At 37.6% G+C, this 26,441-nt stretch carries 14 protein-coding genes and 3 rRNA genes; 2 read left to right on the top strand and 15 right to left on the bottom strand.

The genetic code is table 11. The features are described 5' to 3' along the window. The first annotated feature begins 235 nt into the window (after positions 1-235). Positions 236-2,512, top strand: a complete 2,277-nt coding sequence (locus LA20249_RS08480) for an L-type lectin family protein (protein WP_057738152.1) — start codon at positions 236-238, stop codon at positions 2,510-2,512. Positions 2,513-2,580: 68 nt separating this feature from the next. On the opposite strand, the gene LA20249_RS08475 is transcribed toward LA20249_RS08480, so the two are convergent. The 11 genes from LA20249_RS08475 to LA20249_RS08425 all read right to left on the bottom strand — a co-directional run bounded on the left by LA20249_RS08475 (position 2,581) and on the right by LA20249_RS08425 (position 16,934). Then, positions 2,581-2,940 (bottom strand): DUF1634 domain-containing protein, encoded by a 360-nt coding sequence (locus LA20249_RS08475; protein WP_057738153.1) that lies wholly within the window; start codon positions 2,938-2,940, stop codon positions 2,581-2,583. After that, positions 2,940-3,782 carry a sulfite exporter TauE/SafE family protein gene (locus LA20249_RS08470; RefSeq protein ID WP_057738154.1) on the bottom strand — a complete coding sequence of 281 codons (843 nt, stop codon included), beginning with the start codon at positions 3,780-3,782 and terminating at the stop codon, positions 2,940-2,942. Before LA20249_RS08470 ends, LA20249_RS08475 begins: the two co-directional genes overlap by 1 nt. Beyond that, complete coding sequence (locus LA20249_RS08465; RefSeq protein ID WP_057738156.1) at positions 3,782-4,258, bottom strand: hypothetical protein; 477 nt, start codon at positions 4,256-4,258, stop codon at positions 3,782-3,784. The genes LA20249_RS08470 and LA20249_RS08465 overlap by 1 nt, the downstream gene beginning before the upstream one ends. 9 nt (positions 4,259-4,267) lie before the next feature. After that, positions 4,268-5,167 carry an alpha/beta hydrolase gene (locus tag LA20249_RS08460; protein WP_057738157.1) on the bottom strand — a complete coding sequence of 300 codons (900 nt, stop codon included), beginning with the start codon at positions 5,165-5,167 and terminating at the stop codon, positions 4,268-4,270. A 13-nt stretch (positions 5,168-5,180) separates the two neighbouring features. Next, entirely contained in the window at positions 5,181-6,374 is a 1,194-nt protein-coding gene (locus tag LA20249_RS08455; protein ID WP_057738159.1) for an MFS transporter, read from the bottom strand. Between the two features lie 246 nt (positions 6,375-6,620). Beyond that, positions 6,621-8,243 carry a helix-turn-helix domain-containing protein gene (locus LA20249_RS08450; protein WP_236900086.1) on the bottom strand — a complete coding sequence of 541 codons (1,623 nt, stop codon included), beginning with the start codon at positions 8,241-8,243 and terminating at the stop codon, positions 6,621-6,623. Positions 8,244-8,722: 479 nt separating this feature from the next. Then, positions 8,723-8,839, bottom strand: a 5S ribosomal RNA gene (rrf, locus tag LA20249_RS08445). A 79-nt stretch (positions 8,840-8,918) separates the two neighbouring features. Beyond that, positions 8,919-11,835 (bottom strand): 23S ribosomal RNA (locus LA20249_RS08440). A 210-nt stretch (positions 11,836-12,045) separates the two neighbouring features. Next, positions 12,046-13,612: ribosomal RNA gene (locus LA20249_RS08435) — 16S ribosomal RNA — on the bottom strand. Together the 16S, 23S and 5S rRNA genes form the textbook arrangement of a ribosomal RNA operon. Before the next feature lie 440 nt (positions 13,613-14,052). Continuing rightward, positions 14,053-15,597, bottom strand: a complete 1,545-nt coding sequence (locus LA20249_RS08430; protein ID WP_057738831.1) for an ABC-F family ATP-binding cassette domain-containing protein — start codon at positions 15,595-15,597, stop codon at positions 14,053-14,055. 89 nt (positions 15,598-15,686) lie between these two features. Continuing rightward, on the bottom strand, positions 15,687-16,934 hold the full coding sequence (locus LA20249_RS08425) for an LCP family glycopolymer transferase (protein WP_083477918.1): 1,248 nt from the start codon (positions 16,932-16,934) through the stop codon (positions 15,687-15,689). A 273-nt stretch (positions 16,935-17,207) separates the two neighbouring features. Between LA20249_RS08425 and LA20249_RS08420 the strand changes: the two genes are divergently transcribed. Next, positions 17,208-18,659 (top strand): amino acid permease, encoded by a 1,452-nt coding sequence (locus LA20249_RS08420; RefSeq protein ID WP_057738833.1) that lies wholly within the window; start codon positions 17,208-17,210, stop codon positions 18,657-18,659. A gap of 86 nt (positions 18,660-18,745) precedes the next feature. On the opposite strand, the gene LA20249_RS08415 is transcribed toward LA20249_RS08420, so the two are convergent. The 4 genes from LA20249_RS08415 to LA20249_RS08400 form a co-directional block, all read right to left on the bottom strand. Further along, positions 18,746-20,527 carry an ABC transporter ATP-binding protein gene (locus tag LA20249_RS08415; protein ID WP_057738835.1) on the bottom strand — a complete coding sequence of 594 codons (1,782 nt, stop codon included), beginning with the start codon at positions 20,525-20,527 and terminating at the stop codon, positions 18,746-18,748. After that, positions 20,524-22,245 (bottom strand): ABC transporter ATP-binding protein, encoded by a 1,722-nt coding sequence (locus LA20249_RS08410; protein ID WP_057738837.1) that lies wholly within the window; start codon positions 22,243-22,245, stop codon positions 20,524-20,526. The genes LA20249_RS08415 and LA20249_RS08410 overlap by 4 nt, the downstream gene beginning before the upstream one ends. 195 nt (positions 22,246-22,440) lie before the next feature. Continuing rightward, on the bottom strand, positions 22,441-25,095 hold the full coding sequence (locus LA20249_RS08405; protein ID WP_057738839.1) for a transglycosylase domain-containing protein: 2,655 nt from the start codon (positions 25,093-25,095) through the stop codon (positions 22,441-22,443). Positions 25,096-25,104: 9 nt separating this feature from the next. Next, complete coding sequence (locus LA20249_RS08400) at positions 25,105-26,400, bottom strand: hypothetical protein (protein WP_057738841.1); 1,296 nt, start codon at positions 26,398-26,400, stop codon at positions 25,105-25,107. Between the last annotated feature and the right edge of the window lie 41 nt (positions 26,401-26,441).

Raw genomic sequence — 26,441 nt, 5'->3', positions numbered from 1 at the left:
TAAAGTTAAAGTAACTCAAATTACTTTTAAACAACGGGACTTCATATTCACAGGTCCATTTTAAATAATTATAAATGTTTATTTATAACATAAATGATATATTTTCTATCTCGTTATTTGTATTTTTTATATAAAAATATACTAATAAAAACGTTGTTAAAACATGTTAAAAATTCATATACCTGTTACACTTTGATTGAATAATGATAATTATATCAATTGAGAGGGATTTATTATGAGTAAATATAAGAAGAAAGTGCAAAAATTCTATATTTTTATATTTATTATATTTACCATTTTATTAATATTATGGGGAAATTTTCAAACAATATCCGCAGCCACCAGTAACGAAGCCGATTATAATACCGCTTTAAAGACGGCTCCTAAGGGTCTAAGCTGGGACGGCGGCGCCTTTTCTAAAGCTAATTTCGATGATAACTCGGCTCAAGTAGTAGCATCTCAGAATCCTAATTCAAAGGATACTAGTATTCTCAAAATGACTAATAAAAGTTATCAAGTGGGAGGAATCTGGAGTAATTTCGATAATGACAACTTTTTCAATATTAATCATAACCAAACTGTCTCCATGTGGCTCTATTTTGGATATGCTAAAAGCTATACTAATCCAGACCAATTCTTCCCCGGAGATGGAATGGCCTTTGTATTGCACAATGATCCAAGAGGTATCAATGCCCATTCAACTGGTTTGAAAGATGGCAAAACTGTTCCTGGAGATGGTGAAACTTTAGGAGTTTGGGGAACTGACTGGGATATGGACGAAACTAATTCTTCTAAAATAGCTAAAACAGCTATTCAAAATAGTGTCGCCATTGAATTTGATACCTTCCTCGATCGAGTGACAAATTATGACGATCTAAAAGGTGAAGGAGCCTCTTTTGATGTACTCAACTCCGGTAGTAGTTCTAGAAATTATGCTCCTCATATTGCCTTTGGCTATCCAGGAGAAGCAACTAACTATGTCAATCAATACGTAACCAATGCTAGTGGCAATAAAAAACATTACTTCATTTTAAATCATTTGAACAGCTATGGATCAGGATATGATGAATCACTTAATTTAGTCGACAGCAAGTGGCATCATTTAACCGTTAATTGGGAAAAACCGCAAAATGGAAGCAACACAGGTACTCTAATCTATCACTATGACGATAAAGATCCTGCTACTGGTGAAATCAATACTAGCGGGCTCACTAGATCCATCAACGTCGATACCAATAAGTTTTCCTCAAGTGATGGTAAATTATATTGGGGCTTTACTGGGTCGACCGGAAGATATACAGAAAATAACTTAATAGCTTTTGAATCCATCCCCTCATTCGTTGATGCTGAGGCTAGTGCAAACATCTTTGATGACACTTCTAACACTGAAGTTAACGATGGTGATCACGTTAATACTAACGATGATATTAGCTACAAGTACAATTTGAAATATATCGGTTGGACAAAGAACTGGTCTAATATCAAAACAAAAATAGATATTCCTGATAACATGAGTTTTTCTAGTGGTGAAGTTACCTATGCTAATGGCCAACAGGAAAGTATACCTAGTTCAGTCTTTAATTCAAGCCAAATCAATTATCAATTGCAGCAAACACTAGATACCAACAATCGTACTGCTACGATAACGTTACACGGAAAAGCTGCCAAAACATCGACTACTCAATTAACCGTACCTAAGGCTCATGGTCATTTTGATGGTGACAACTTAATCACCGACACCGATGCCCATTCATTTATCATCGATCCTAAATCAATTACGTTGGAAAGCTCTACACCGGATATTATTAAGGTCAAAAAGGATACTGACGTTGACATACCTGCACAGGTAAATTATCTCGGTAGTGGTTCTATACCTGATTTTTCTAAATTAACTATTTATCAAAAAATAGGTGACAATGACCCAATGCCAATTAAAAATCTGATTGATTCATCAGGGAAATTTACGCTTCATATTAGTAGTAGCCAACTTACCTCAGCTACAACTCCAGTTTCGTTTTATGTTAAAGATGATTCCACCGCAAATACGCTTGGTCAAACCAATACTTTGAACCGCTCGATTCAAATTGGTGGAACCGTAGCTTTTGGAGATGTTTCTAGTAATGTGGCTTTCAAAAACATTAACTACGGCGGCAATAAACAAATCATCCCTAGAATCGATGACTGGCATGTCAACGTTATTGATAGTCGAGAAAAAGGTTCCAGCTGGACCGTTCAAGCAGATGCCACACCATTAGTAAATGCCAACAAGAAAACTTTTAATGGCAATTTAATTTATCGGGCTACGCCAGACAGTCACAGTTTCGATTTAAGCAATAATGTTAATATTGCTCAGTATACTAAACCCAATGATCAAACTGATACTAAAGATATCACGGTCCCTTGGACTAAAGAAAGTGGAATTTTACTATCAATGAATGACAATAATAATACCGCTGGTCAATATAGAGGAACTATCAATTGGACATTATTAGATTCGTTACAGAACATCTAAAAAAAGTCCCTGCATTAATTGAAATCTATCAATTAATACAGGGACTTTACTATGTTTTAAAATTTTTATTAGCTTCGATATCCCATAAACATGGCAAACATCAAAATAACCAAAACAATCGTCGTAATAATCACATATAAATTATCGTGTTCTTTATAAAATGCATAGATAGAAACCACTACCCGCAATACTGGCGTTAAAATCAGAAGAAAGACTCCCAACATAATTACAGCATAAGATTTACCTTCAGCAATTCCAGAAAAAATTGCCTCAAACCTCGTCGGATAATCACCTGGAGCATAACCACTACCACTCATAAAGTAAAGTGCTATTCCTATCAAAATTACACAAGCAGAAGTAATAACACCGATCCGCAAAATTTTACCAATTACTAACTCAACTTCTCTGGTTTCCTCATGTGTATTCATTAGATGTTCACCCCGAATCCCTTGAGAGCCATTTGTACACCCATATAGAGAATAATAGGAACAAAGATCATCCTAATAATTCTTGGTTTCATAACTTGCATTAAACGAGCACCAATCGTTGCCCCAGCCAAAACACCAATAGCCAAGGGTGCTGCAATATCTGGTCGAATTGATCCATTAAAGAAATAAACAGTTGCACTAGCAGCAGCAGTAACACCCATCATCAAATTACTAGTTGCACTTGATGGTTTCAAAGGCATCTTCATAATAGTATCCATAGCAATAACTTTAAAAGCACCACTACCGATTCCCAACAAACCGCTGGCTAATCCTGCGGCCCACATCATGATAAAACCACCGGGAACATTTTTCATTGAATAATCAACTTGTTTCTTCTCCGATTTATCATAATAAGTGCTGGCTAATTTGAATTTCTCAACCACTGGATCGTGACCTGTGAAAACTTGTTCACCCTTTTTATCCATCAATTTTCTAATCATATTGTATGTTGAGTACAATAGGAAAAATCCGAATAGAACATAAAGAAAATTACTTGAAAAAACTCCAACTAATAACGCACCCATGATTGCCCCAATAGTGGTAGCTATCTCCAAAAACATCGCTACACGCAAATTCAGCATATCATCTTTTAAATAGGCAATAGTAGAACCAGAACTCGTCGCAATAACAGAGATGATACTAGCACCGATCGCATACTTAATATCTAACCCCATCATAATAGTCAAAACTGGCGTGATAATCATTCCGCCACCAATTCCTAAAATTGCGCCTAAGACTCCAGCTCCTACTCCCATTACCAAAAGTAGCAGCATTGAATTCATTATTTATCCTCTTTTTCTTCCTCATCCTTCTTAGAAAAATTCTCTAAAGAAGTTTCATAGTTACTTTTCATTATATCCATTGTGTGTTTTATTTCATCATTTTTTAAGCTATTTTCAGAAATTAAGTCAATATGGAATTTAGAGGCATTTAAATATTCGCAACTAGTTGATAGATAAATCTTTGTTTCAGTTTCAGCATCATCATCAAAAAAGTGTGTAACCTTCTTAGCATCGGCAAAAGGCAAATTGATTATGCCACTTTCAAGGTAATAATCAATTTCAAATTCAGCATCAGCCACATGAATAATTATTTGTGACAGTTCATTTTCTGCTAGATCTTTTTCCATTTGATCCTTGGCAGTGTTTAAGGCCCAAAGATCTTCTTGAAGTAAATCATCTTTACTTATATCTAGCTTAGTTTGTTTGAATTTTTCATCTTGGACTTTCTCGATGAAGTCAGCAACTTTAATTTTCATTATTTTCTCCTAGAGATACATTTTCAAAAATTTTTCTACAGTATCCTGATATTTTTTTGAATCCATATAGTAACTTCTTATATGAACCCCTTGACTTTCGTATGACATTCTTGGAAATTTTCCACATGTTAATAACTTTTCACGCATTGTAAAGGGAACTGTAAAATCATTATGCCCATGCATGAATAAAATTGGCAACTTATTTTTAGCAAGTGCCTTAGTACAATCAGTTTTCGCATAAGAAAAACCAGCTCGCAACTTAGACACTAATGATATTCCTTTTATCAAATACTTGCCTTTAATATGATACCTTTTTTGACAGTGATAACTCAAGATATCATACGCACTCGTATATCCTGAATCTTCAATAATTAGTTTAACATTCTTTGGCAAATGATACTGAGTCACAAGCATAACTGTAGCTGCTCCCATGGAAGCCCCATAGAGAATAATTTTATCATTCGGCCTTTCAGACAAAACACGTTGAATCCAATCCAACAGATCAAGACTCTCAATATATCCAAAGCCTAAGTACTTACCCTCACTCTTTCCAGCAGCCTGATCATCTATCTGCAATACATTGTATCCTAGACTATCGAACAATTGAGCATGAACATTTAAAGAATTGTGATCGACGCCAAAACCATGTACTAAAATAACCGTCGTTTCACTTTTATTGTCGGTAAACCATCCGATTAGCTTACTGCCATTAAATTTCGATTTTATATGCCAAATTTGTTTCGATTTTTTTAAAAATTGATTTGTTTTATCCACTAATCCGTCATCCATCTTTACTTTAGGGGCCTCACCACCACCCAAAGCCTTTGAGCCTCTCTTTTGAATATACAAAAAAAAGGCGTTCAGGATTAGAACGACTAGTAATAACAATATCAACAAAATAATTATCATGATATTACCTCACTTAAGCTAATTCTTTTACGCCTATCATGGCCACTGCCACAATAATCATTGATACTGTAATTCCGATAAACAGGTTTGAGAAAGATAAGGCTGTAATGACCAAACTACCCGCATATGGACCCACAGCTCTTCCTAAGGAACCGAAAATACTATAGAAGCTCTGGAACGTTCCACGATTTCTCTTCGTTGACATCTTACTCAATAAAGCTGGAATAGTTGGAAAGACCATTGATTCGCCAACAGTCAAAACTAACATACTGATGATAAAGGCGCTGTAAGTTCTGGCTTCAGGCAACAATAAAAATGATGAGCCCATAATTATTGTTCCAATAAAAATTTGATATTTTAGCAATTTAAATATTTTTGAAATGACACGATTCATTACTGGCTGAATAATCAATAACGAGCCGGCATTAATAGTAAATACTAGACCGTATTCTCTAGTTGTATAACCTTGATTCAACATATAAGCGGACATATTGCTGTCCCACTGTGAATAGCCTAACCAAACGATGAAAATTGATGCACAAATGATAAAGATATTTAAATTAAACCGTCTAGAGCCTATTTCAACTCGAGGATCAACCTCACTACTATTATAATCTGTCACTTCCGTATCGGAATCTCCTCGTTGTGATACATGATCCAACAAATTAGCCTTAGAAAACAAAATAATAGTACTGATTACAAACAATAACATCGGTATAAAGAAAGTAAAGAAAATACTCCATTTAAATATATATCCAACTGCAGTAGATCCAATTGCAATCCCAATATTCGAAGCTAGATACATGTTATTGAAAACCACTCGACTGTTACCAGACATTTGTTCAGCTACAAAAGCCGTGTACGCATTAACAGCCGTATAAATGAGTCCCATACCAAATCCTAAAATGAATAACATAACGGCATAACTAGGCCAGACGTGATGAAATGACATACCTAACAGCGAAATAATTGATATTCCATAGCCGGTATAAAGTGTCCCTCGCCTCGAAAATCGATCGAACATAATACCACCTAAAGCATTTCCTACCATCATAAAAGCAGAATATACCATCAACGCAAATCCAGCTGTAACTAAGGATTCGTGTAAGTTTTTATGGATAAATATCATATTAACAGGTAGGATAAATCCCATTACCAAATTAAAGGCAACATTTAAAATCAATAACCATATTCTTTGTGCACGCATTTTCTCACCTCTTCATAAAATTTCCTATAAAAAAAACCATGGTATAAATCAACCATGGTTTTTTGGTAGTACTCAAAAGAGTAATTAGATTCCGGTTCACATCCAGTTTCTAAAGATATCACTCACAAATCCGGTGAGTAGTGCTCGATACCCTACCTTTATAAGTGCCGTCCAAATTCGACGGCTCTCGACTCATCGCACAATCCTCATCATAATATATTCTGAAAATAGTTGCAACTTTTTTAATTAAAGATTTGGATTCTCGCTAACTTTCTCTTCTGTCCAGATCTTATATATTAAGTTCAACAAGCCGCCCATTTGTCCATCTACACCGTTATACATCCAACGATAAATACATACGTCTTTACTCATTTGATCTTCCGGTGGATTGGCGCTATTGGCTGTTACAATAATATCAGCATCTTTAGGATCACTAACAATCTTGGCATATGGTAAAGATTGTAACGTCACAGAAAGGTCTGAATAGACTAAGAAAAATGATTCTAATTCTAAGTAAACCTTTACTTGAATATTCTTATTATAAAGTGAGAAGAAACGATAAGCAATCGCATAAATAGCCTCAGAAATCTGTTTCGACTTACCATTTAATGATTGATACTTATCACGTAACATCAAATGTTGAACGGTTGAGTAGATTTTACTCTCCAGCCCTTCATCATTTAATTTACTGATTGCATCGCCAAATCCTGAATATAAGTTAAGAATTTCAATGTAATTATGATCTAAAGCTAAGACACCAATAATACAAGTTGTCAGATTATATTTATATCTTAAGAATTCGCTGTGAGACATTGCCATGTCTGAAATTGTTTGTTCAATATCAATTGGAATAAGTTCCAAGAAATCATCAATGAAGTTAGCAAATAACGGATTATATCTAACCAATTGTTTAGAAACTGACTGCAAATAATCCTCAGAAACTTCAAAAGTAGCGGGAACGCACATCAAAAGAATGTAGAAATCAGCTGATTGGAACATTTGCTCCTCATAACTAACATCTTCTTTAATAGCACGTTTTAATTCCTTAACTTTTTCACTACCGGTATCCCCTTCAAGCATTGAACCAGCACTTTCAAAAATATTAGGGAAAGGATAATTAATTACATTCAAAGCATCCATGTTTTGTACATGATTTCCCGCAATGATCCGATACAAGTGTGCCATAACGACATATGCATAAAAAGTCTTCGTAATATAGTTAGTTGGTTTTAAACGATATTTATCTAAGGCAATATCAACAACCTTGAAGGCTGTCTTTTGCGTGAAATCTTCAAATGGCCATACGTATCCCCTAGTAGCATTCCAATACAATGCTGCGATAGCCAAACGAATTGATTCCTCGTCTCCAACAAAGCGCATTGGCTCATAAGCAATTCTGACACCAAAACGTTTTAAATAGCCTCTCATCGGCTTTAAATGACGTAAGACAGTTGCTTTACTACTATCCAATGTTTCATAGAAATGTTTGAAGGAAGTTTCCTTCTCTTTAACAATGGCATCTAGAAATAGATATCCATCCGAATTAGTAGTCAAATAGGCATGGTAACCATCCCTCGTGACCGCAAACATCTCTTCAGTACTATATTTATCCTTTTTAAGAATCCTTTTAAAATCATCTTGAATCCCTAAAAATGTATTATAGACACTACCGTAGCTCTTATTCATCTGATAAGCGGCTTTTCGTAAATTAATATCTTTAACTCTGATATCTCGATTACGATATGTTCCGATAAGATCCGCGCTAGCAAGCTGATTTGTTCTTATTAGTTTAATTTTATTAAATAATTGAATCTTTTCAATTTCTGATTTTGATAAAAATAAGTCAGTAAAACTATCCAAGAACTCCACCCCCATAGATATAATTAATTCTATTATAATAGAACATACCCAAAAACCTACATTATATATTTATATTATAGTAATTTTTTTATTAAATAAATAACCAATAACTTTTTAGAACCTAAATAAGTAGACAAAATATTTAGCAAAATATGAATACATTTTATTATCTATACCAATAAGTTATTTTACGCCTTATTTAAAATAAGTATAGCTTTTAACAGTTCCTTAATTCAGAAAAAAACAAATTTCATAAAAATAAAAAGATTAGATTGAAAAAAACATTTATTTTTTCAATCTAAATGTAGATATTACGCTAACCAAATTCATAATGATATTAAACATCATAATAAACATCAGATGAAAGCGTAGCGAATCATCTGATAAAAGATTTTCATTAATAAATGGTAAAAATATATTCATATTTTCTGAAAATTAATTTTTAAGCACAAAAAAAGAGATCAACCTAAGTTGACCTCTTATCATTAGCGTGGCAGCTACCTATCCTCGCGGGTAGTTTCCCACCAACTACTTTCGGCGTGGAGAAGCTTAACTTCTGTGTTCGGCATGGGAACAGGTGTATCCTTCTCGCTATCGCCACCACACTATATTTGCTCGTACCTTCAAAACTAGATATTAAGACTATGAATTAAATAATGAAACACTTCAAACTGTGAACTCTTCTCGGTTAAGTCCTCGATCTATTAGTACTGCTCAGCTCCATGTATCGCTACACTTCCACCCGCAGCCTATCTACGTCATATTCTTTAACGGATCTTACTTCCTTAACGGAATGGGAAATCTCATCTCGAGGGGGGCTTCACACTTAGATGCTTTCAGCGTTTATCCCGTCCATACGTAGCTACCCAGCGATGCGCCTGGCGGCACAACTGGTACACCAGAGGTATGTCCATCCCGGTCCTCTCGTACTAAGGACAGCTCCTCTCAAATTTCCTACGCCCGCGACGGATAGGGACCGAACTGTCTCACGACGTTCTGAACCCAGCTCGCGTACCGCTTTAATGGGCGAACAGCCCAACCCTTGGGACCGACTACAGCCCCAGGATGCGATGAGCCGACATCGAGGTGCCAAACCTCCCCGTCGATGTGAACTCTTGGGGGAGATAAGCCTGTTATCCCCAGGGTAGCTTTTATCCGTTGAGCGATGGCCCTTCCATATGGTACCACCGGATCACTAAGTCCGACTTTCGTCCCTGCTCGACTTGTCAGTCTCGCAGTCAAGCTCGCTTATGCCTTTACATTCTACGAATGATTTCCAACCATTCTGAGCGAACCTTTGAGCGCCTCCGTTACATTTTAGGAGGCGACCGCCCCAGTCAAACTGCCCACCAGACACTGTCCCTCGTCGCGATAAACGACGTAGGTTAGAGTTTTCATATAACAAGGGTAGTATCCCACCAATGCCTCCATCGAAACTAGCGTTCCGATATCAACGGCTCCTACCTATCCTGTACATGTCACACAAAAACTCAATATCAAGCTACAGTAAAGCTCCATGGGGTCTTTCCGTCCTGTCGCGGGTAACCCGCATCTTCACGGGTATTATAATTTCACCGAGTCTCTCGTTGAGACAGTGCCCAAATCATTACGCCTTTCGTGCGGGTCGGAACTTACCCGACAAGGAATTTCGCTACCTTAGGACCGTTATAGTTACGGCCGCCGTTTACTGGGGCTTCAATTCTCAGCTTCGCAAAAGCTAACTGATCCTCTTAACCTTCCAGCACCGGGCAGGCGTCAGCCCATATACGTCATCTTACGATTTAGCATAGACCTGTGTTTTTGATAAACAGTTGTTTGGGCCTATTCACTGCGGCTGGCTGTTACACCAGCACCCCTTCTCCCGAAGTTACGGGGTCATTTTGCCGAGTTCCTTAACGAGAGTTCACTCGCTGACCTTAGGATACTCTCCTCGACTACCTGTGTCGGTTTGCGGTACGGGTAGTTTATTTCTAACTAGGAACTTTTCTCGGCAGTGTGAGTTACTGTGCTTCGCTACTAAAATTTCACTCCCCATCACAGCTTGTCCTTAAAGAGTTAAGCATTTGACTCAACTCAAGACTCACTGCTTGGACACGCATATCCATCAGCGTGCACACATCATCCTCCTGCGTCCTTCCATCGTTCAAACAAAATAAACTAGTACAGGAATATCAACCTGTTATCCATCGATTACACCTTTCGGTCTCATCTTAGGCCCCGACTAACCCTGGGAGGACGAGCCTTCCCCAGGAAACCTTAGTCTTTCGGCCGACCAGATTCTCACTGGTCTTTCGTTACTCATACCGGCATTCTCACTTCTAAGAACTCCACTACTCCTCACGGTATAGCTTCAATGCTCTTACAACGCTCTCCTACCACGTATCTTACGATACATCCACAGTTTCGGTATCATGCTTAGCCCCGGTACATTTTCGGCGCAGAATCACTCGACTAGTGAGCTATTACGCACTCTTTGAATGAATGGCTGCTTCTAAGCCAACATCCTAGTTGTCTATGCGTTTCCACATCCTTTTCCACTTAGCATGAATTTTGGGACCTTAACTGGTGATCTGGGCTGTTTCCCTTTCGACGGTGGATCTTATCACTCATCGTCTGACTCCCGGGTAAAGATCAATGGCATTCGGAGTTTATCTGAATTCAGTAACCCAAGACGGGCCCCTAGTCCAAACAGTGCTCTACCTCCACGATCCTAATCCCCGAGGCTAACCCTAAAGCTATTTCGGAGAGAACCAGCTATCTCCAAGTTCGTTTGGAATTTCACCGCTATCCACATCTCATCCCAGCATTTTTCAACATACACGGGTTCGGTCCTCCAATGCGTTTTACCGCATCTTCAACCTGGACATGGATAGGTCACTTGGTTTCGGGTCTACATCAACATACTAGATCGCCCTATTCAGACTCGCTTTCGCTCCGGCTCCGACTTTTCATCTTAACCTTGCATGTTAACGTAACTCGCCGGTTCATTCTACAAAAGGCACGCCATCATCCATAAACGGACTCTGACTACTTGTAGGCACACGGTTTCAGGATCTATTTCACTCCCCTTCCGGGGTTCTTTTCACCTTTCCCTCACGGTACTGGTTCACTATCGGTCACTAGGGAGTATTTAGCCTTGGGAGATGGTCCTCCCGGATTCCGACGGAGTTTCTCGTGTTCCGCCGTACTCAGGATACTGAATGGAGAAGTATTGATTTCACTTACGAGGCTTTCACTCTCTTTGGCCAGCTTTTCCAAGCTGTTCAGCTATCTCAACTATTTGTACTCACAACATCAGTCCTACAACCCTAAAGAGCAAGCTCTTTAGTTTGGGCTATTCCCGTTTCGCTCGCCGCTACTCAGGGAATCGAATTTCTTTCTATTCCTGCAACTACTTAGATGTTTCAGTTCATTGCGTATTCCTCTTGACTGCTATGTATTCACAGACAAGTAAATATCCATTACGATATTTGGGTTCCCCCATTCGGAAATCCCCGGATCAAAGCTTACTTACAGCTCCCCGAGGCGTATCGTCGTTAGTTACGTCCTTCATCGGCTCCTAGTGCCTAGGCATCCACCGTGCGCCCTTTATAACTTAACCTAATAAATTACAAAAGCAATTTAAATCATTTGCCATAACATAAGTTACAGCTGGCAACTAAAAAGTTGCCGCGCAGTTTTCGGTGTTTCTTTAATTCATTAATTCTTAATATCCAGTTTTCAAGGTACGAGTTTGAGGGTAGACCCCTCAAAACTAAACAAAGTTTTAACGATTGTGTATTCCGTTGGTACCAAAGTACCATATCCTTAGAAAGGAGGTGATCCAGCCGCAGGTTCTCCTACGGCTACCTTGTTACGACTTCACCCTAATCATTTGTCCCACCTTAGGCGGCTAGTTCCCCGAAGGGTTACCCCACCGACTTTGGGTGTTACAAACTCTCATGGTGTGACGGGCGGTGTGTACAAGGCCCGGGAACGTATTCACCGCGGCATGCTGATCCGCGATTACTAGCGATTCCAGCTTCATGCAGGCGAGTTGCAGCCTGCAATCCGAACTGAGATCGGTTTTAAGTGATTTGCTTGCCCTCGCGAGTTCGCAACACGTTGTACCGACCATTGTAGCACGTGTGTAGCCCAGGTCATAAGGGGCATGATGATTTGACGTCGTCCCCACCTTCCTCCGGTTTATCACCGGCAGTCTCACCAGAGTGCCCAACTGAATGCTGGCAACTGATAATAAGGGTTGCGCTCGTTGCGGGACTTAACCCAACATCTCACGACACGAGCTGACGACAACCATGCACCACCTGTATCCATGTCCCCGAAGGGAAAGACTAATCTCTTAGCTTTTCATGGTATGTCAAGACCTGGTAAGGTTCTTCGCGTTGCTTCGAATTAAACCACATGCTCCACCGCTTGTGCGGGCCCCCGTCAATTCCTTTGAGTTTCAATCTTGCGATCGTACTCCCCAGGCGGAGTGCTTAATGCGTTAGCTGCAGCACTGAAGGGCGGAAACCCTCCAACACTTAGCACTCATCGTTTACGGCATGGACTACCAGGGTATCTAATCCTGTTTGCTACCCATGCTTTCGAATCTCAGCGTCAGTTACAGACCAGAAAGCCGCCTTCGCCACTGGTGTTCTTCCATATATCTACGCATTCCACCGCTACACATGGAGTTCCACTTTCCTCTTCTGCACTCAAGTTCACCAGTTTTCGAAGCACTTCCTCGGTTGAGCCGAGGGCTTTCACTTCAAACTTAATGAACCGCCTACATTCTCTTTACGCCCAATAAATCCGGACAACGCTTGCCACCTACGTATTACCGCGGCTGCTGGCACGTAGTTAGCCGTGGCTTTCTGGTTGAATACCGTCAGTACGTGAACAGTTACTCTCACATATGTTCTTCTTCAACAACAGAGTTTTACGATCCGAAAACCTTCTTCACTCACGCGGCATTGCTCCATCAGACTTTCGTCCATTGTGGAAGATTCCCTACTGCTGCCTCCCGTAGGAGTTTGGGCCGTGTCTCAGTCCCAATGTGGCCGATTACCCTCTCAGGTCGGCTACGTATCATCGCCTTGGTGAGCTATTACCTCACCAACTAGCTAATACGCCGCGGGTCCATCCAGAAGAGATAGCAAAACCATCTTTTAAACAAAAAACATGTGTTTAATGTTGTTATGCGGTATTAGCACTTGTTTCCAAATGTTATCCCCCACTTCTGGGCAGGTTACCCACGTGTTACTCACCCGTCCGCCACTCACTTAGATCTAAATCATGATGCAAGCATCAATCAATAGGAAAGTTCGTTCGACTTGCATGTATTAGGCATGCCGCCAGCGTTCGTCCTGAGCCAGGATCAAACTCTCATATTAAAAGTTTGTGACTCATAAAAAATATTACTAGCGAATTGACTTCGTTGTATATCAACAAAAATGTTGACCTACACAATTTTAGTGTTAAAACTTTGTTCAGTTTTCAAAGGTCTACCAGCTGATTAAGCGCTTACGCTCATCAGCGACTTAATTATTTTATCAAGCCGACAAGTTGATGTCAAGGACTTTTTTAAAATAATTTTACTAACAATTTAATGAAATGAATCAAGAAATTGTTAGGCTGTTGCTCTAACGAGTTAACTTAATAATCATAACAAGTTCAAAACCTAATGTCAAGAACTTTTTAAAATTATCTTTTCAACAATTAGATGAAACAAATCATCAATCGTTGATGTATCGGCTCTACCGCGACAACAGGTAATATCTTACCGTTAATGGTAAACCAATGCAAGTACTTTTTCATATTTTTTTGAAAATAGTTAGTTTTCTTTGATTTTTTCAATGTCGAGGACTTTATCTATCCAATCACTACTATAGAAATCTTCCTCATGAGTTACTAAAATCAGTGATCCATCATAGTTCTTAAGACCCTTACGTAAGGCTGCCTTACTTTCATCGTCCAAATGATTAGTTGGCTCATCCATGAAAAGGAAGTTTGATTGATTGAACATTAAGTCACCGATCTTGACCTTTGTCTGTTCTCCACCAGAAAGTGAGCGTAAAGGTGACATGATTTGTTGATTAGTTAATCCAGTTCTAGCTAAAACTCGTCTAACATCTTTACCACCTTGGTCTGGGTGTTCATCACTTACATACTTGAAAGGACTCTCTAGGTTATTCTTCCAAACTAAATCCTGCTTAAAGTAACCTATCTTAGCCACTTCTGAAAAGTCATAGTTACCCTCTATAGGTTTCAGTATGCCTAATAGAGTCTTAATCAATGTAGACTTACCAATTCCATTAAATCCTTTAATGACCATCTTTTCGCCACTAACAATAGAGAAATTAAGAGCTTTATCAAACAAAGCCTTCCCGTCATAGCCAACTTTAAGATTGTTTACCTCCAAAAGCATTCGAGAACTAGGAACTTCTATATAAGGAAAACCAAAACTTGAAGCAGTCTTATTCCCAGGAGGTGTCAAAACGTCCATATGAGATAGTTGCTTCTCCCTACTCTTAGCACTCTTTGATCTAGAACCAGCCTTAAACTTTCTGATATAAGCCTTAGTCTTCGAGATTTTCTCCTGTTGCTTAACGTATGCTTTCATATAGGTCTCTTTGTTAGCAGCCTTTTGTTTCAATGCTTGCTTCAAAGTACCTGTATACTTAGTGATCTTACCAAATTCAAAATCAGCCACACAGTTAATGATTCGATCCAAGAAATTATAATCATGGGAAATAACGATGAAAGCACCCTCAAAATTATTCAAATAATCTGCTAACCAGTCAATATGATTAGTATCTAAGTAGTTAGTTGGCTCATCCAATAAGATCATATCAGGCTGTTCCAAAAGGATTTTAGCCAAAATAATCTTGGAACGTTGACCACCACTGAGTTTAGAAACATCGTGATCATAGCCAATTGCATCTAATCCTAATCCTGTAGCAACTTGTTCAATTCTAGTATCCAATTCGTAAAAATCGTTGGCATCCAAGATTTCTTGAAGTTTTCCAGCCTTTTCCAAATCTTCATCATCTGGATTATTCATGTAAATTGCATTCAGTTCATCGCTTGTTTCATACAATTTTGCAAAAGCAGTTTGAAGATATTCAAAAATAGTCATCCCCGCTGAAAGCTTGGCTTGTTGATCCAAATAACCAATTGTTAAATGCTTTTTCCAGGAAATCTTGCCTTCATCAGGTTCAATCTGTCCTGTTAAAATCTTGATGAAGGTACTCTTACCAACACCGTTTTGACCAATGATACCTAAATGGTCCTCCTTATTAACTTGTAAATTAGCATCATCATACAATCTCTTATCTAAGAATTGCTGTGTTAATCCGTGTACTTCTAAAACGCTCATATTATTCTCCCTTTATACATAACAAAAGACTGAAACTATTGTCTCAGCCTTTATCCAATTTATGGTTAAAACCACATATTATTCAGACATTAATAGCCACCAAATCCTCCAGGATAACCAGAGTTATTGGACCCATCTGATTCGCTTCCATATGAACTTGTCGAGTGACTGGATTCGCCATAACCCGAAGTAGTAGTTTTTGAAATAGATGTAGTGTAATTCTGTTGTTGATCGCCGGTGTAATTGAATGAAAAACCAAGTTTCTTATTATATGCATTCAACTTAGTTTCCTTATTATTCAATTCCTCTTCTGACAATCCTAATTGCTTACGCAACTTATTTGAAACTCTTCTTAATTCTTTTGTTGAAGCAATCTCATAAGATGACCCATTTATCGTTGAACTATAACCCTGTAAATGATCCGAATTAATATTCTTGGCAGCACCGCGATAATTAAAGAACATCGATTGCATATCACTAAAGCTCAAGTTAGTTGTCATTGAGCTGGAAATGCTATCTAGAACTTTTTGATAATGGGTAAAGGTATTGGCACTAGCAGCACTCTTAATAATTGCTGTTATAACCTGACGCTGTCTCATTTGACGTCCATAATCCCCCTTAGGATCTTCATAACGCATTCTGGAATAATCCAAGGCTTGTTTTCCATTCAAATGCATCTTACCTTTTTTAAAGTGAGATTCCTTTTCACCTGTATCACCATACGAGAAACTAAACGGTACGTCAACATCAACGCCTCCGACAGCATTGACAATTTGCTTCAAGGAATTAAAGTCAACCTTGATATAGTAATCAATTGGTATGTTTAATAATTTCTCTGTCGTTACAACGGCACTTCCTTCATTGCCGATGTTATAAGCTGAATTTATTTTTTGAATCTTATTGGTGTTCGAACTGGAAGTTTTCCAGATTTGAGCCATTGTATCACGTGGAACTGAAGTCATTGTAGTCTTATTCGTCTTCGGATTAACCGTAACGACGATCATTGTATCTGAATTACCTCGATAATCCTTTTCTGTATCTCTAACTCCGTTATCAGTAGTATCAACACCTAATAACAAAATTGAAACAGGCTTTTTACTACTGATCTTAGCTGAAGCATTCTTACCATCTAAAGCTTTATACGTCTTGTCTAAAGAGTTTTGAGCTTGGGCGTAAAGCCTGAAACCATATCCTCCTATTACAAAGACAGTAACTAATACTATTAAACCTAATATTTTTAAAAATGGACGTTTAATTTTCCCATTATTGTTCGAAGCTAAAGCACTGTTACGCGTCTTTTGGCGACGACCTCTGAATCTATTGTTGTTGTTATCCATAATTAACTCCGTTAACTTCTATCAATAATTATAAAAAGCATCTTTATTATATAGTAGATAGATTACAATTATACAGCCTAAATCAAATGTGTAAACCAAATTTAATCAAGTAGGTGTATTCCTAAATTATAATTTTTTAATGCCATCTGTCAATTTTACAAAAAATAAATTATTAAAATATAAAACTAAGTTATTTCGAAAAAAACATCTTATTATTACGAGCCTTTTCTTCAAGCTTTTCCTGTATAATCTCTTCTGTAGGAGGATTTGATTATGTCAGATGCAAAAAATGCAAAGACCTTCCGATGGTGGAATATTGCCTTACTAGGTTTTACCACCGTCTGGGGTTTAAATAATGTTATTAACAACTTTGCCAATCAAGGTTTAGCCGTTGTAACATCATGGATTTTAATTATGATTCTTTATTTTGTTCCATACACATTAATGGTGGGACAATTAGGATCAGCTTTCCAAGAAGCTGGTGGTGGTGTCAGTTCTTGGATCAGAACGCTCTCTAACAATAAGTTAGCTTACTTTGCAGCTTGGACTTATTGGGTGGTTCATGTTCCTTATTTAGCTCAAAAGCCACAGATCATTATGGTCAGTCTTAGTTGGCTCTTTAAGGGTAATGGTTCTTTCATTAAAGAATCATCCCCATTTATCGTTCAAGGTTTAAGCTTGATCATCTTTCTTGCTTTCGTGTGGTTAGCAAGTAAAGGTGCTGCAACATTGAATAATATCGGTAGCATCGCCGGGGTTGCTATGTTTACTATGTCAATGCTGTTCATTATCTTAGGTGTTAGTGCTCCTTTTATCACTCATGTTCAAATCGCTACACCAAACATGACTGATATTCATACATATATACCGAAATTCGATTTACAATACTTTACTACTATTTCAATGTTAGTCTTTGCGGTTGGTGGTTCCGAGAAAATTTCGCCATACGTTAATAAGACTAAAAACGCTTCAAAAGAATTCCCACTAGGAATGATTATTTTAGCCGTCATGGTTGCTGTTTCAGCCGTTCTAGGTTCATTTGCAATTGGAATGATCGTCAATTCAAATCACATTCCAGCAGATCTAATGGCCAATGGTGCTTACCAAGCCTTTCAATTCTTAGGTCAAAGTTTCCACGTTGGCAATTTATTCGTTTGGGCATTTGCTATTACTAATACTTTAGCCAGCGCTGCGGCTCTTGCCATTTCAATTGATGCACCTTTGAGAATGCTTTTAGGCGATGCCGATAGCAGATACATCCCTAAGTCACTTTTGAAGAAAAACAAACGTGGAATTGCCATCAATGGTTACAAGATGACTGCAATTCTAGTTTCCATTCTTATCGTTGTGCCTGCACTAGGTATCAATGGTATGAACGATTTATACAACTGGTTATTGAATCTTAATTCAATCGTTATGCCTATGCGTTACCTTTGGGTATTCTTAGCCTTTATGCTACTTTCAATGAACTTGGATAAGTATAAATCAGATTACATGTTCGTTAAGAACAAGTATATCGGATTTGGCTTAGGTCTTTGGACCTTCTTCTTAACAGCCTTTGCTTGTATCATGGGAATGGTTCCAAAGATGAATATGGCTCAAGACCCATCATCATGGTGGTTCCAATTAGCCTTAAACATTATCACTCCAATAGCTCTGATTGCTCTTGGTTTGATTCTTCCCGCTATTGCTAAGAGAACTAATGAAGTTGAAGATATTAAATAAGATAGTTTAAATTAAAAAAAGAGATAGAAATATTCTTGGATATAATTGTCCAGAATTTTCTATCTCTTTTTTGTGTGCATTTTTATCTAATCAGTAACCATTTGATCACGATAAAGTTCTGCATAAAAACCGTTCTCCTTAAGCAAAGCTTGGTGATCTCCTTGTTCAATAACTCTACCATCTTTCAAAACAACAATTTTATTGGCGTTTAGTATTGTCTTTAACCGATGGGCAATAACAAAACTAGTCCGTCCTTGAATAACCCGATCCATAGCCGCTTGAATATTAGCTTCCGTTACCGTATCAACGTTTGAAGTAGCTTCATCTAGTATCAATAATTGTGGGTTGGTCAGAATCGTTCTAGCTATTGACATCAACTGTTTTTGGCCCGCTGAGAAGACACTTTGTTCGTCCGATACATTCGTTTCGTACCCCTTAGGAAGACTAGTGATAAATTCATGAATATTAGCCTGTTTAGCAGCATCAATCACTCGATCCATCTTTGCGGTTGGGTCGCCAAAGCGAATATTATCAGCGATTGTTCCCGAGAATAATTGTGGATCTTGTAAGACGATCCCTACATTTCTACGCAACTCTTGTAATGAGAATTCACGAATATCTGTCCCATCAATTGTAATAGCCCCACTATCGACATCATAAAAGCGATTCAAAAGATTCATAACGGTAGTTTTTCCTGAACCGGTTGGTCCAACCAAAGCCACCATTTCTCCTTTGTGAACTGAGATTGATACCCCATGTAGAATTTCTTTACCAGGTAAATAACTAAAGTGAACGTCATCAATTTGTAAATCATCTTTAATTCCAGGCAAAGTCTTACCATCAAGTGGAGCAATTTCATCAGGTTGTTCTCTAACTTCATTGACCCGATGTGCTCCGGTAATAGCTAATTGAATCATCCCGTATAAACTAGTTAAAGACATAATTGGTTGATAATACTGTTGTGCGTAGTTAACAAAAACTACGACCAATGCTAAAGCTGCTCCAGTCGACATGGTTCCATTCAAAGCAAACCAAGAACCAAAGAAAATCACGATAGCTGTATTTAACAAAGACATCCCTTGCATCAATGGATTTAAGACACCAGACCAAATTTGACCTGACATTGCGGATTTACGAACGGTTTGATTATGCTTCTTAAAACCCTTGATGGAATCTTTTTGTAATCCATTGGTAATGATAACCTTCTGAGCGGTTACCTGTTCATTGATATAACCATTCAATTGTCCAATATCTTCTTGCTGACGATTGACAGCTACGCTAGCCTTTTTCATCACAAAAGCTGCAATAATCAAAGAAACTGGCGTTGATGCCATCGTAACCCAAGCCATTGTGACATTCTGGTTAAACATAACAATCAATAAGCCAATAAACTGAGCAATAGCTAAGAAGATCTCAATTAAAGCTTGATTCATAGCATTAAAGATATTATCTAAATCTGAAGTATAACGGGCTAAAATATCGCCATCACTGTGTGAATCAAAGTACTTCACTTGCATGCGTTGCATCTTCCGAAAAAGTCCCACTCGCATTGTACCAGTTGAATAAGCGGTAATTCTAGCAAGAATCATACTGGCAATCAATAATGTTGAAACGTCACCAATATACAGTCCTAAATAGGTCCATAAAGTTCGATGAAACGTGGTTAAACTAGCATTAGAACGTGTTGCCGTATTAGTCCATTGTTGCAAATAAGTTGTTAACTCCGAAACGGCTTTTCCTAAATATGTAGGCGCTATAACGATACAAGCTGTTGAAATACCAATTAGCAATGCCGTAACAATGAATCCAAACCAATATCTCTTTAAATAGTGCCAATAGTATTTTCCTACACTCTTTAAATCTTTCACGACATTGCCCCCTTTTGTGCTTTTTGAGTAAAGTAAATTTTTTGATAAACCGAGTTATGTGCTACCAACTCTTTATGATTGCCATTACCGACAATTTTTCCATTATCTAAAACTAAAATTCGATCAGCTCGCAAAATCGAAGAGATTTTCTCTGCAATTACAACCGTCGTAGTTTTCTTCAAATCCCGATCCAGTGCTTCTTGGACTAGTTTTTCAGATTGAGCATCCAGTGCCGAAGTGGCATCATCAAGAATTAAAATTTTAGGTTCTGCAATTACCCCACGTGTGATCGACAAACGTTGTTTTTGTCCACCTGAGAAATTCGAAGAACGTTCTTCAACTGGTGCATCATAAGTCTGAGGCAAGCGCTCGATAAATTCTGAGGCTTGAGCAACATTTGCGGCCCATTGCATTTGTACTGGTGTAGCGTCGTCTTTTACTTGACGTAAATTAGCCGAGATTGTTCCTGAAAATAGTGTTGAACGTTGCAGTACATAGGCCACAGTTTTACGTAACGATGCTTCTGAAAGCTGTCTTACATCAGTTCCGCCAACTCGTATCACGCCAGAATCTGGATCATATAACCGAGCAATAAGTTGAGCCATAGTGGTTTTACCAGAACCAGTAGCCCCAACGATACCAATCATCTCGCCAACTTTTACTTTGAAACTAATGTCCTTTAAGGTAGGTGAACTATCTCCTGGGTAAGTGAACGTCACATGGTCGAATTCGATGTCACCATCAACTGGCTTAGAATCACCCTTAACATATTCCATACTAGGTTTTGTTTCCATGACTTCGCCGATTCTTCCCATAGAGATCTTAGCTCTTGAAGCGGCAATCATTAGAAATCCTCCATTGATCACCGCAAAAAGAATTTGCATCAAGTAAGAAATAAAACTAGTTATTGCTGCCAAATATGTCGGATGGACTGTTAAATTCTTCCCTACTAAATAAACTGCTAAGACTACCGCTATATTGGCTGTCAAAAAGAATATTGGCATCAAAATTGCAAATGTGTAACCAACTTTAGCCGTAACTTTCGTCAATTTATCTGATGACTTGGAAAATTTAGTAATCTCGTGTGGCTCTTGGACAAATGACTTTACAACACGAATACCCATCAAGTTCTCACGAGCTACCGTATTAACATCTTCAATATTTTGTTGAGTCTGGGCAAAGTAATCTCCCATCTTTTGATAGGTATACCAACTGACAGCTAAAACAATCACCATCATTACCAACAAAACCCACCACTGCTGTGGCATCGTTACCATGGCCAAAATAAAGGCCCCAATAAATAATAGAGGAATTCGGCTCACTTGCTGAAAGCCAGCCATAACAATTTGTTGAATCTGGTTAATATCATTAGTCATTCTTACGACCAAGTTAGAAGCTGAGAATCTCTCAACATCAGCGTAGGCAAAAGTCTGAACCTTCCCATATAAATCACTTCGAAGATCCGTTGCCACTCCTAAAGCAACATGGGCGGAATAGACGGTATTGATGACCCCAGCAATGATTCCAACTATAGCCAATCCGATCAAAACTATTCCCTGTTGAAAAATAACATTCCTGTCACCCTTCAAAATTGCATTCATTATCACTTGCAACAAACGTGGCTGCCAAAGTGTTGCGAATACCAAAGCAATTACCGAAATAAGTGCAATGTAAACGTCCTTTCGATAACGCTTAATATAAGGCATTAATACCTTCATTATTTATATTTCCCCCCTTCATTTAAGCCTTAATTCAGGATAAAAAAATAAGACACCTGTAGTAGTTAACTACACAGCACCTTATCTAGTCTGAATTGAATCAAACCCTCCGATGAACTGAATTAAAACGTTAATTGAATAGTACACTGATTAAATATTTAATTCAAGAACCATAACTCATTGATATAAAAAAGCTTAATTTGAATCATTATCAGAGGAAGTTTCAACATTGATTTTAACGTCATCAACTGTTCCACCATAGCTTCTAATCTCATTCATAATATCAATCAGCTTCTGTTTTTGATCGGCTTTATCAGAATCATCATTCTTGTACGCATCCTTTACTTTTTGTAATTGAGAATTGTACTGTGGCATCAATTTATCAACCATTGCCTGACGTTTCTGCTCTCTTTGCGATTCAATAGTTGCCTTTTCTGATTCATATTTAGAAATCTTCTTATTATCTTTAGCTGCTTGGAAGGTCGCTTGACTTAAATTCAATTCCTTTTGTAATTTTAAAATTTGCTGGTTAAATTCAATCTTTGCTGATTGGCGTTTAACATTGGCATTGAGATAACGGATCTTTTGCAAGGCGCTTAACTTCTTATTATATTGCGACTCCTCAGTAATTGGTGTGTCATTATAATCATTAATAGCCGTCTGAACCTTATTCTCACGCTTAAACTCTTCTTTTTTCGTCAAATGATAAATAATTCGATAATCAAGATTATACAAACGACTACTATTCTTTTGTTTTTGAGTTGTTACATATTTTGAAAAGTCATTATCAATAATATCCTGTACACTGGGCTTCTCATTACTTGTATTGACAGACAAATTATTGCCACTAACGGTAATAGTTTTTGGTTTCTTAAAATCAGTATTACTCTCTTTCATCTGATCAACTAAATACTGCCCTTCATTCTTAAATGTCTGCATTGACAGTGTCTGTTCCGTACCAGTCAATGAAGAAGGAACATCATTTCCAGTCCAGTTAGCAATCGTAAAGTCTGGTGTCATCCCAACAAAATAAGAATCCTTTGTATCATCACTCGTACCAGTTTTACCGGCCGTATAATACTTATAATTATCTAATGCGGCATCCTTACCAAGACCATCACTTATAACTGACTGCATTGTATTCAACATCATATAACTAGCGTTTTTCGTATAGACCTTTTTAGTCATATGAGTATTTTGATAAATATAGCGCTTATTATCATTATTATAAATACTATTTAAGTTACTAGGATGAATGAACTTTCCTCCACGAGAGAATGAACTATAAGCCGAAGCCATTTCTGTCGTTGTCGTACTAAAAGTTCCCAAGGCTGCAATGGCATTTTTATCTTCGCTCGGACGCAATCTAGCAAATTCCATCTTCGCTAAATCGTTATAAAAACTGTAATCCGTATCTTGTAGAGCTAGTTTATAAGCAATCGTATTGATTGAGTTTTCCAGAGCATGACGCACAGTCGTACGTCCCGTATAGCCACTATACCAATTGTGAACATTGCCAACGGCTGAATCAATTACTGTACTCTGCGGCAAATATCCTCGTTCAAAAGCAGGCGCATAAGCTACTAGTGGTTTAGCAGTTGACCCGGGTTGACGATAACCATTTATCGCACGATTAACTTGGTCTCCTTGCGTAGTACGCCCACCAACTATCGCTATAACGTTACCCGTTTTATTGTCTATAACGGTGCTAGATACTTGTGGGGTCAACTTGCCATGTACATCTCTTCCTGTATAAGACTTATAGGTCTTGTTAACTAGATTTTCAATCTGATTTTGAACGGTCATATCTATTGTCGTACGAATCGTATAACCACCATCTAACAATTCACCACGAGCCCGTTCAAACTCCTGTTGATACCGCGTATTATAGTCTGAACGTTCTTTACTATTGTTAAACGTATATTGCATTGTAAATCCAGAAGATTTCATTAATTCCTCTGTTGCGTTAAAGACAGCATAGTTTACTGCATAATTACTAGAAACGTCATTATCATATTTCTTCTCATTAATCTTTAACCCCAAAGGACGTTTACGTGCCGTTTGATAGGTCTTTTTAGAGATAAGCCCGCGTTGGTGGAAAATGTAAAGAATCATATTACGCCTTTTCAAGGTCCGCTTTGGTGCAGAGACTGGATCATAATAAACGGGATTATTAGGAATCCCTACTAGTACCGCTAATTTATCAATTGATAAATCCTTTTGATCTTGTGAAAAATAGTAATCCGCAGCTGAACTGAATCCGTAAGAACCATGTCCCATGTAGACATTATTGATATAGAATTCCAAAATTTGTTGTTTGGAAAATTTCTTTTCTAATTGCTGGGCAATAACCATTTCTTTCAACTTACGTGTTAAATTCTGCGATTGATCTTGTAAAATAACATTCTTAACTAATTGCTGCGTTAATGTCGAGCCGCCCTCTGTCCTTCTACGCAATAATTTGGCCCCAATAGACCGCATAATGGCATACATATCGACACCGTGGTGAATATAAAAACGTTGATCTTCAACATCGACTAATCCCTTCCTAATCTTTGGATTGATCTGTTTAATCGGTGTGTAATTAGAACTAGATTGTGATAATTTTTTCAACATTTTACCGTTACGATCGTATATAACGGTTGAATTCTTTGGATGGAAATCAGAGGCTTTTAACCCCTGACTATATGAATAACCATCGGCAATCGTATTTCTTATTTCATAACCATATTTCATCCAAAATAAACCAACACTTAAGAAAATCAATAAAATAAACGTTAGTAAAATCCATGGCCATTTTCGTCTTTTTCTTACTACTTGTTCTCGCAAGCCTGTTTTTCTTTTACGCATAATTAGCCCCTAATTAACATAGAATGTTATTCCAGTAGAAAGTTCTGACATCAAACTGGATAAATCTGCTGAACTGATTTGTAAGCTGTTATTATAACTAGATCCACCTGTATAGATAAATCCTAAAGTAGAATCATTACTGAAGTAAATTGACTTAGTTAGATCAGAATTGTTCTTCAACCAGAAAACTGGTGTAGCTGAATTGTAATCACTCGTCGTGTTCTCAGGATTAGTTACATCTAAGTCTTCCAGACCATCATCACTGGCATTAACGACGTATCGTCCAAAATTACTATTATTACTGTCAGTAATCAATGCATCATTATCTCCATTTGTGATCAATTTATTGATTGTATATTTCCCAGAAGAAATTTGTGAACCAGTTACATTAATATAACCATTCTCGGCAACATATCGACTATTAACCTTAGTCATCAGTGCCAATTTATTAGTACTTGTATTAAAGTACAAAACATTTTTTCCAGTGACTCCTGCTTGAACTAAATTATCAGAAACTCCACTTGAGAATTTCAGACTCGTAACAATATCTACCTTGGCGGGAGTATATTGTTGTGTCAATGGAGCATCCCTTAAAGCATTTAATTCCTGCTTTGCTGCTTCAACTCGAGAACTCTCAGCTTGATGATTAGAGAAGTATTGATCCATCTGATCAACTGCTTCATTCCAGCGATTTTTGACCGTTTTATTTTTAATTAACTTATAATAAGTATTAACCATTGAAATCTTTTTAAAACTAAGACTAGATTTGTCATCATTAAATTCTTGCCACGTCTTAGTCAAATACTGATCGGCGTCTTTCGTTTGTTCAAACCAGATTTGAATCATATCTAACTTATTACGCAATTTTTGATAAACATCTTGATTCTTCTCTTTTAGCAAACTCTTATCTAGCACGTTGATTTTTTGACTAGATACGTCATCACGATAGTTATTTTTACCATCATAAAGCTTATCAACTTCTTTATTCCGAAGTTTTCGAGCCTTGATGTAGGATTCTAATTCATTGTATTTTTTAATATTACTGGGCGTGATCACATAATTGTCACTGACTTTTATAATACGTCCTACAAAGTTCAAGGTTGGATAATCCAACTTAGTCTTTAAGACTTCTAGTTCCTTATCTTGATATTGGCTAGATATTTTGGAAGTTACGACAGCGTTGACTACTCCACGTGAAAGCATAATTAAAAAGATGATAGCTGTGAACGCACCAACTATTCCAGCACTCAATAATAAATAATGTTCTGATTTAGTTCTACTTTTTAAATCTTTCTTATCTTTCATTATTTTCCCCAAATATCTAGTTCATCTTGTTATCATTATAG

This window comes from Companilactobacillus alimentarius DSM 20249 (assembly GCF_002849895.1).
GTDB classification, from domain to species: Bacteria; Bacillota; Bacilli; order Lactobacillales; family Lactobacillaceae; genus Companilactobacillus; species Companilactobacillus alimentarius.
The sequence above is the reverse complement of the archived record's forward strand: the minus strand, read 5'-3'. Positions and strand labels throughout refer to the sequence as shown.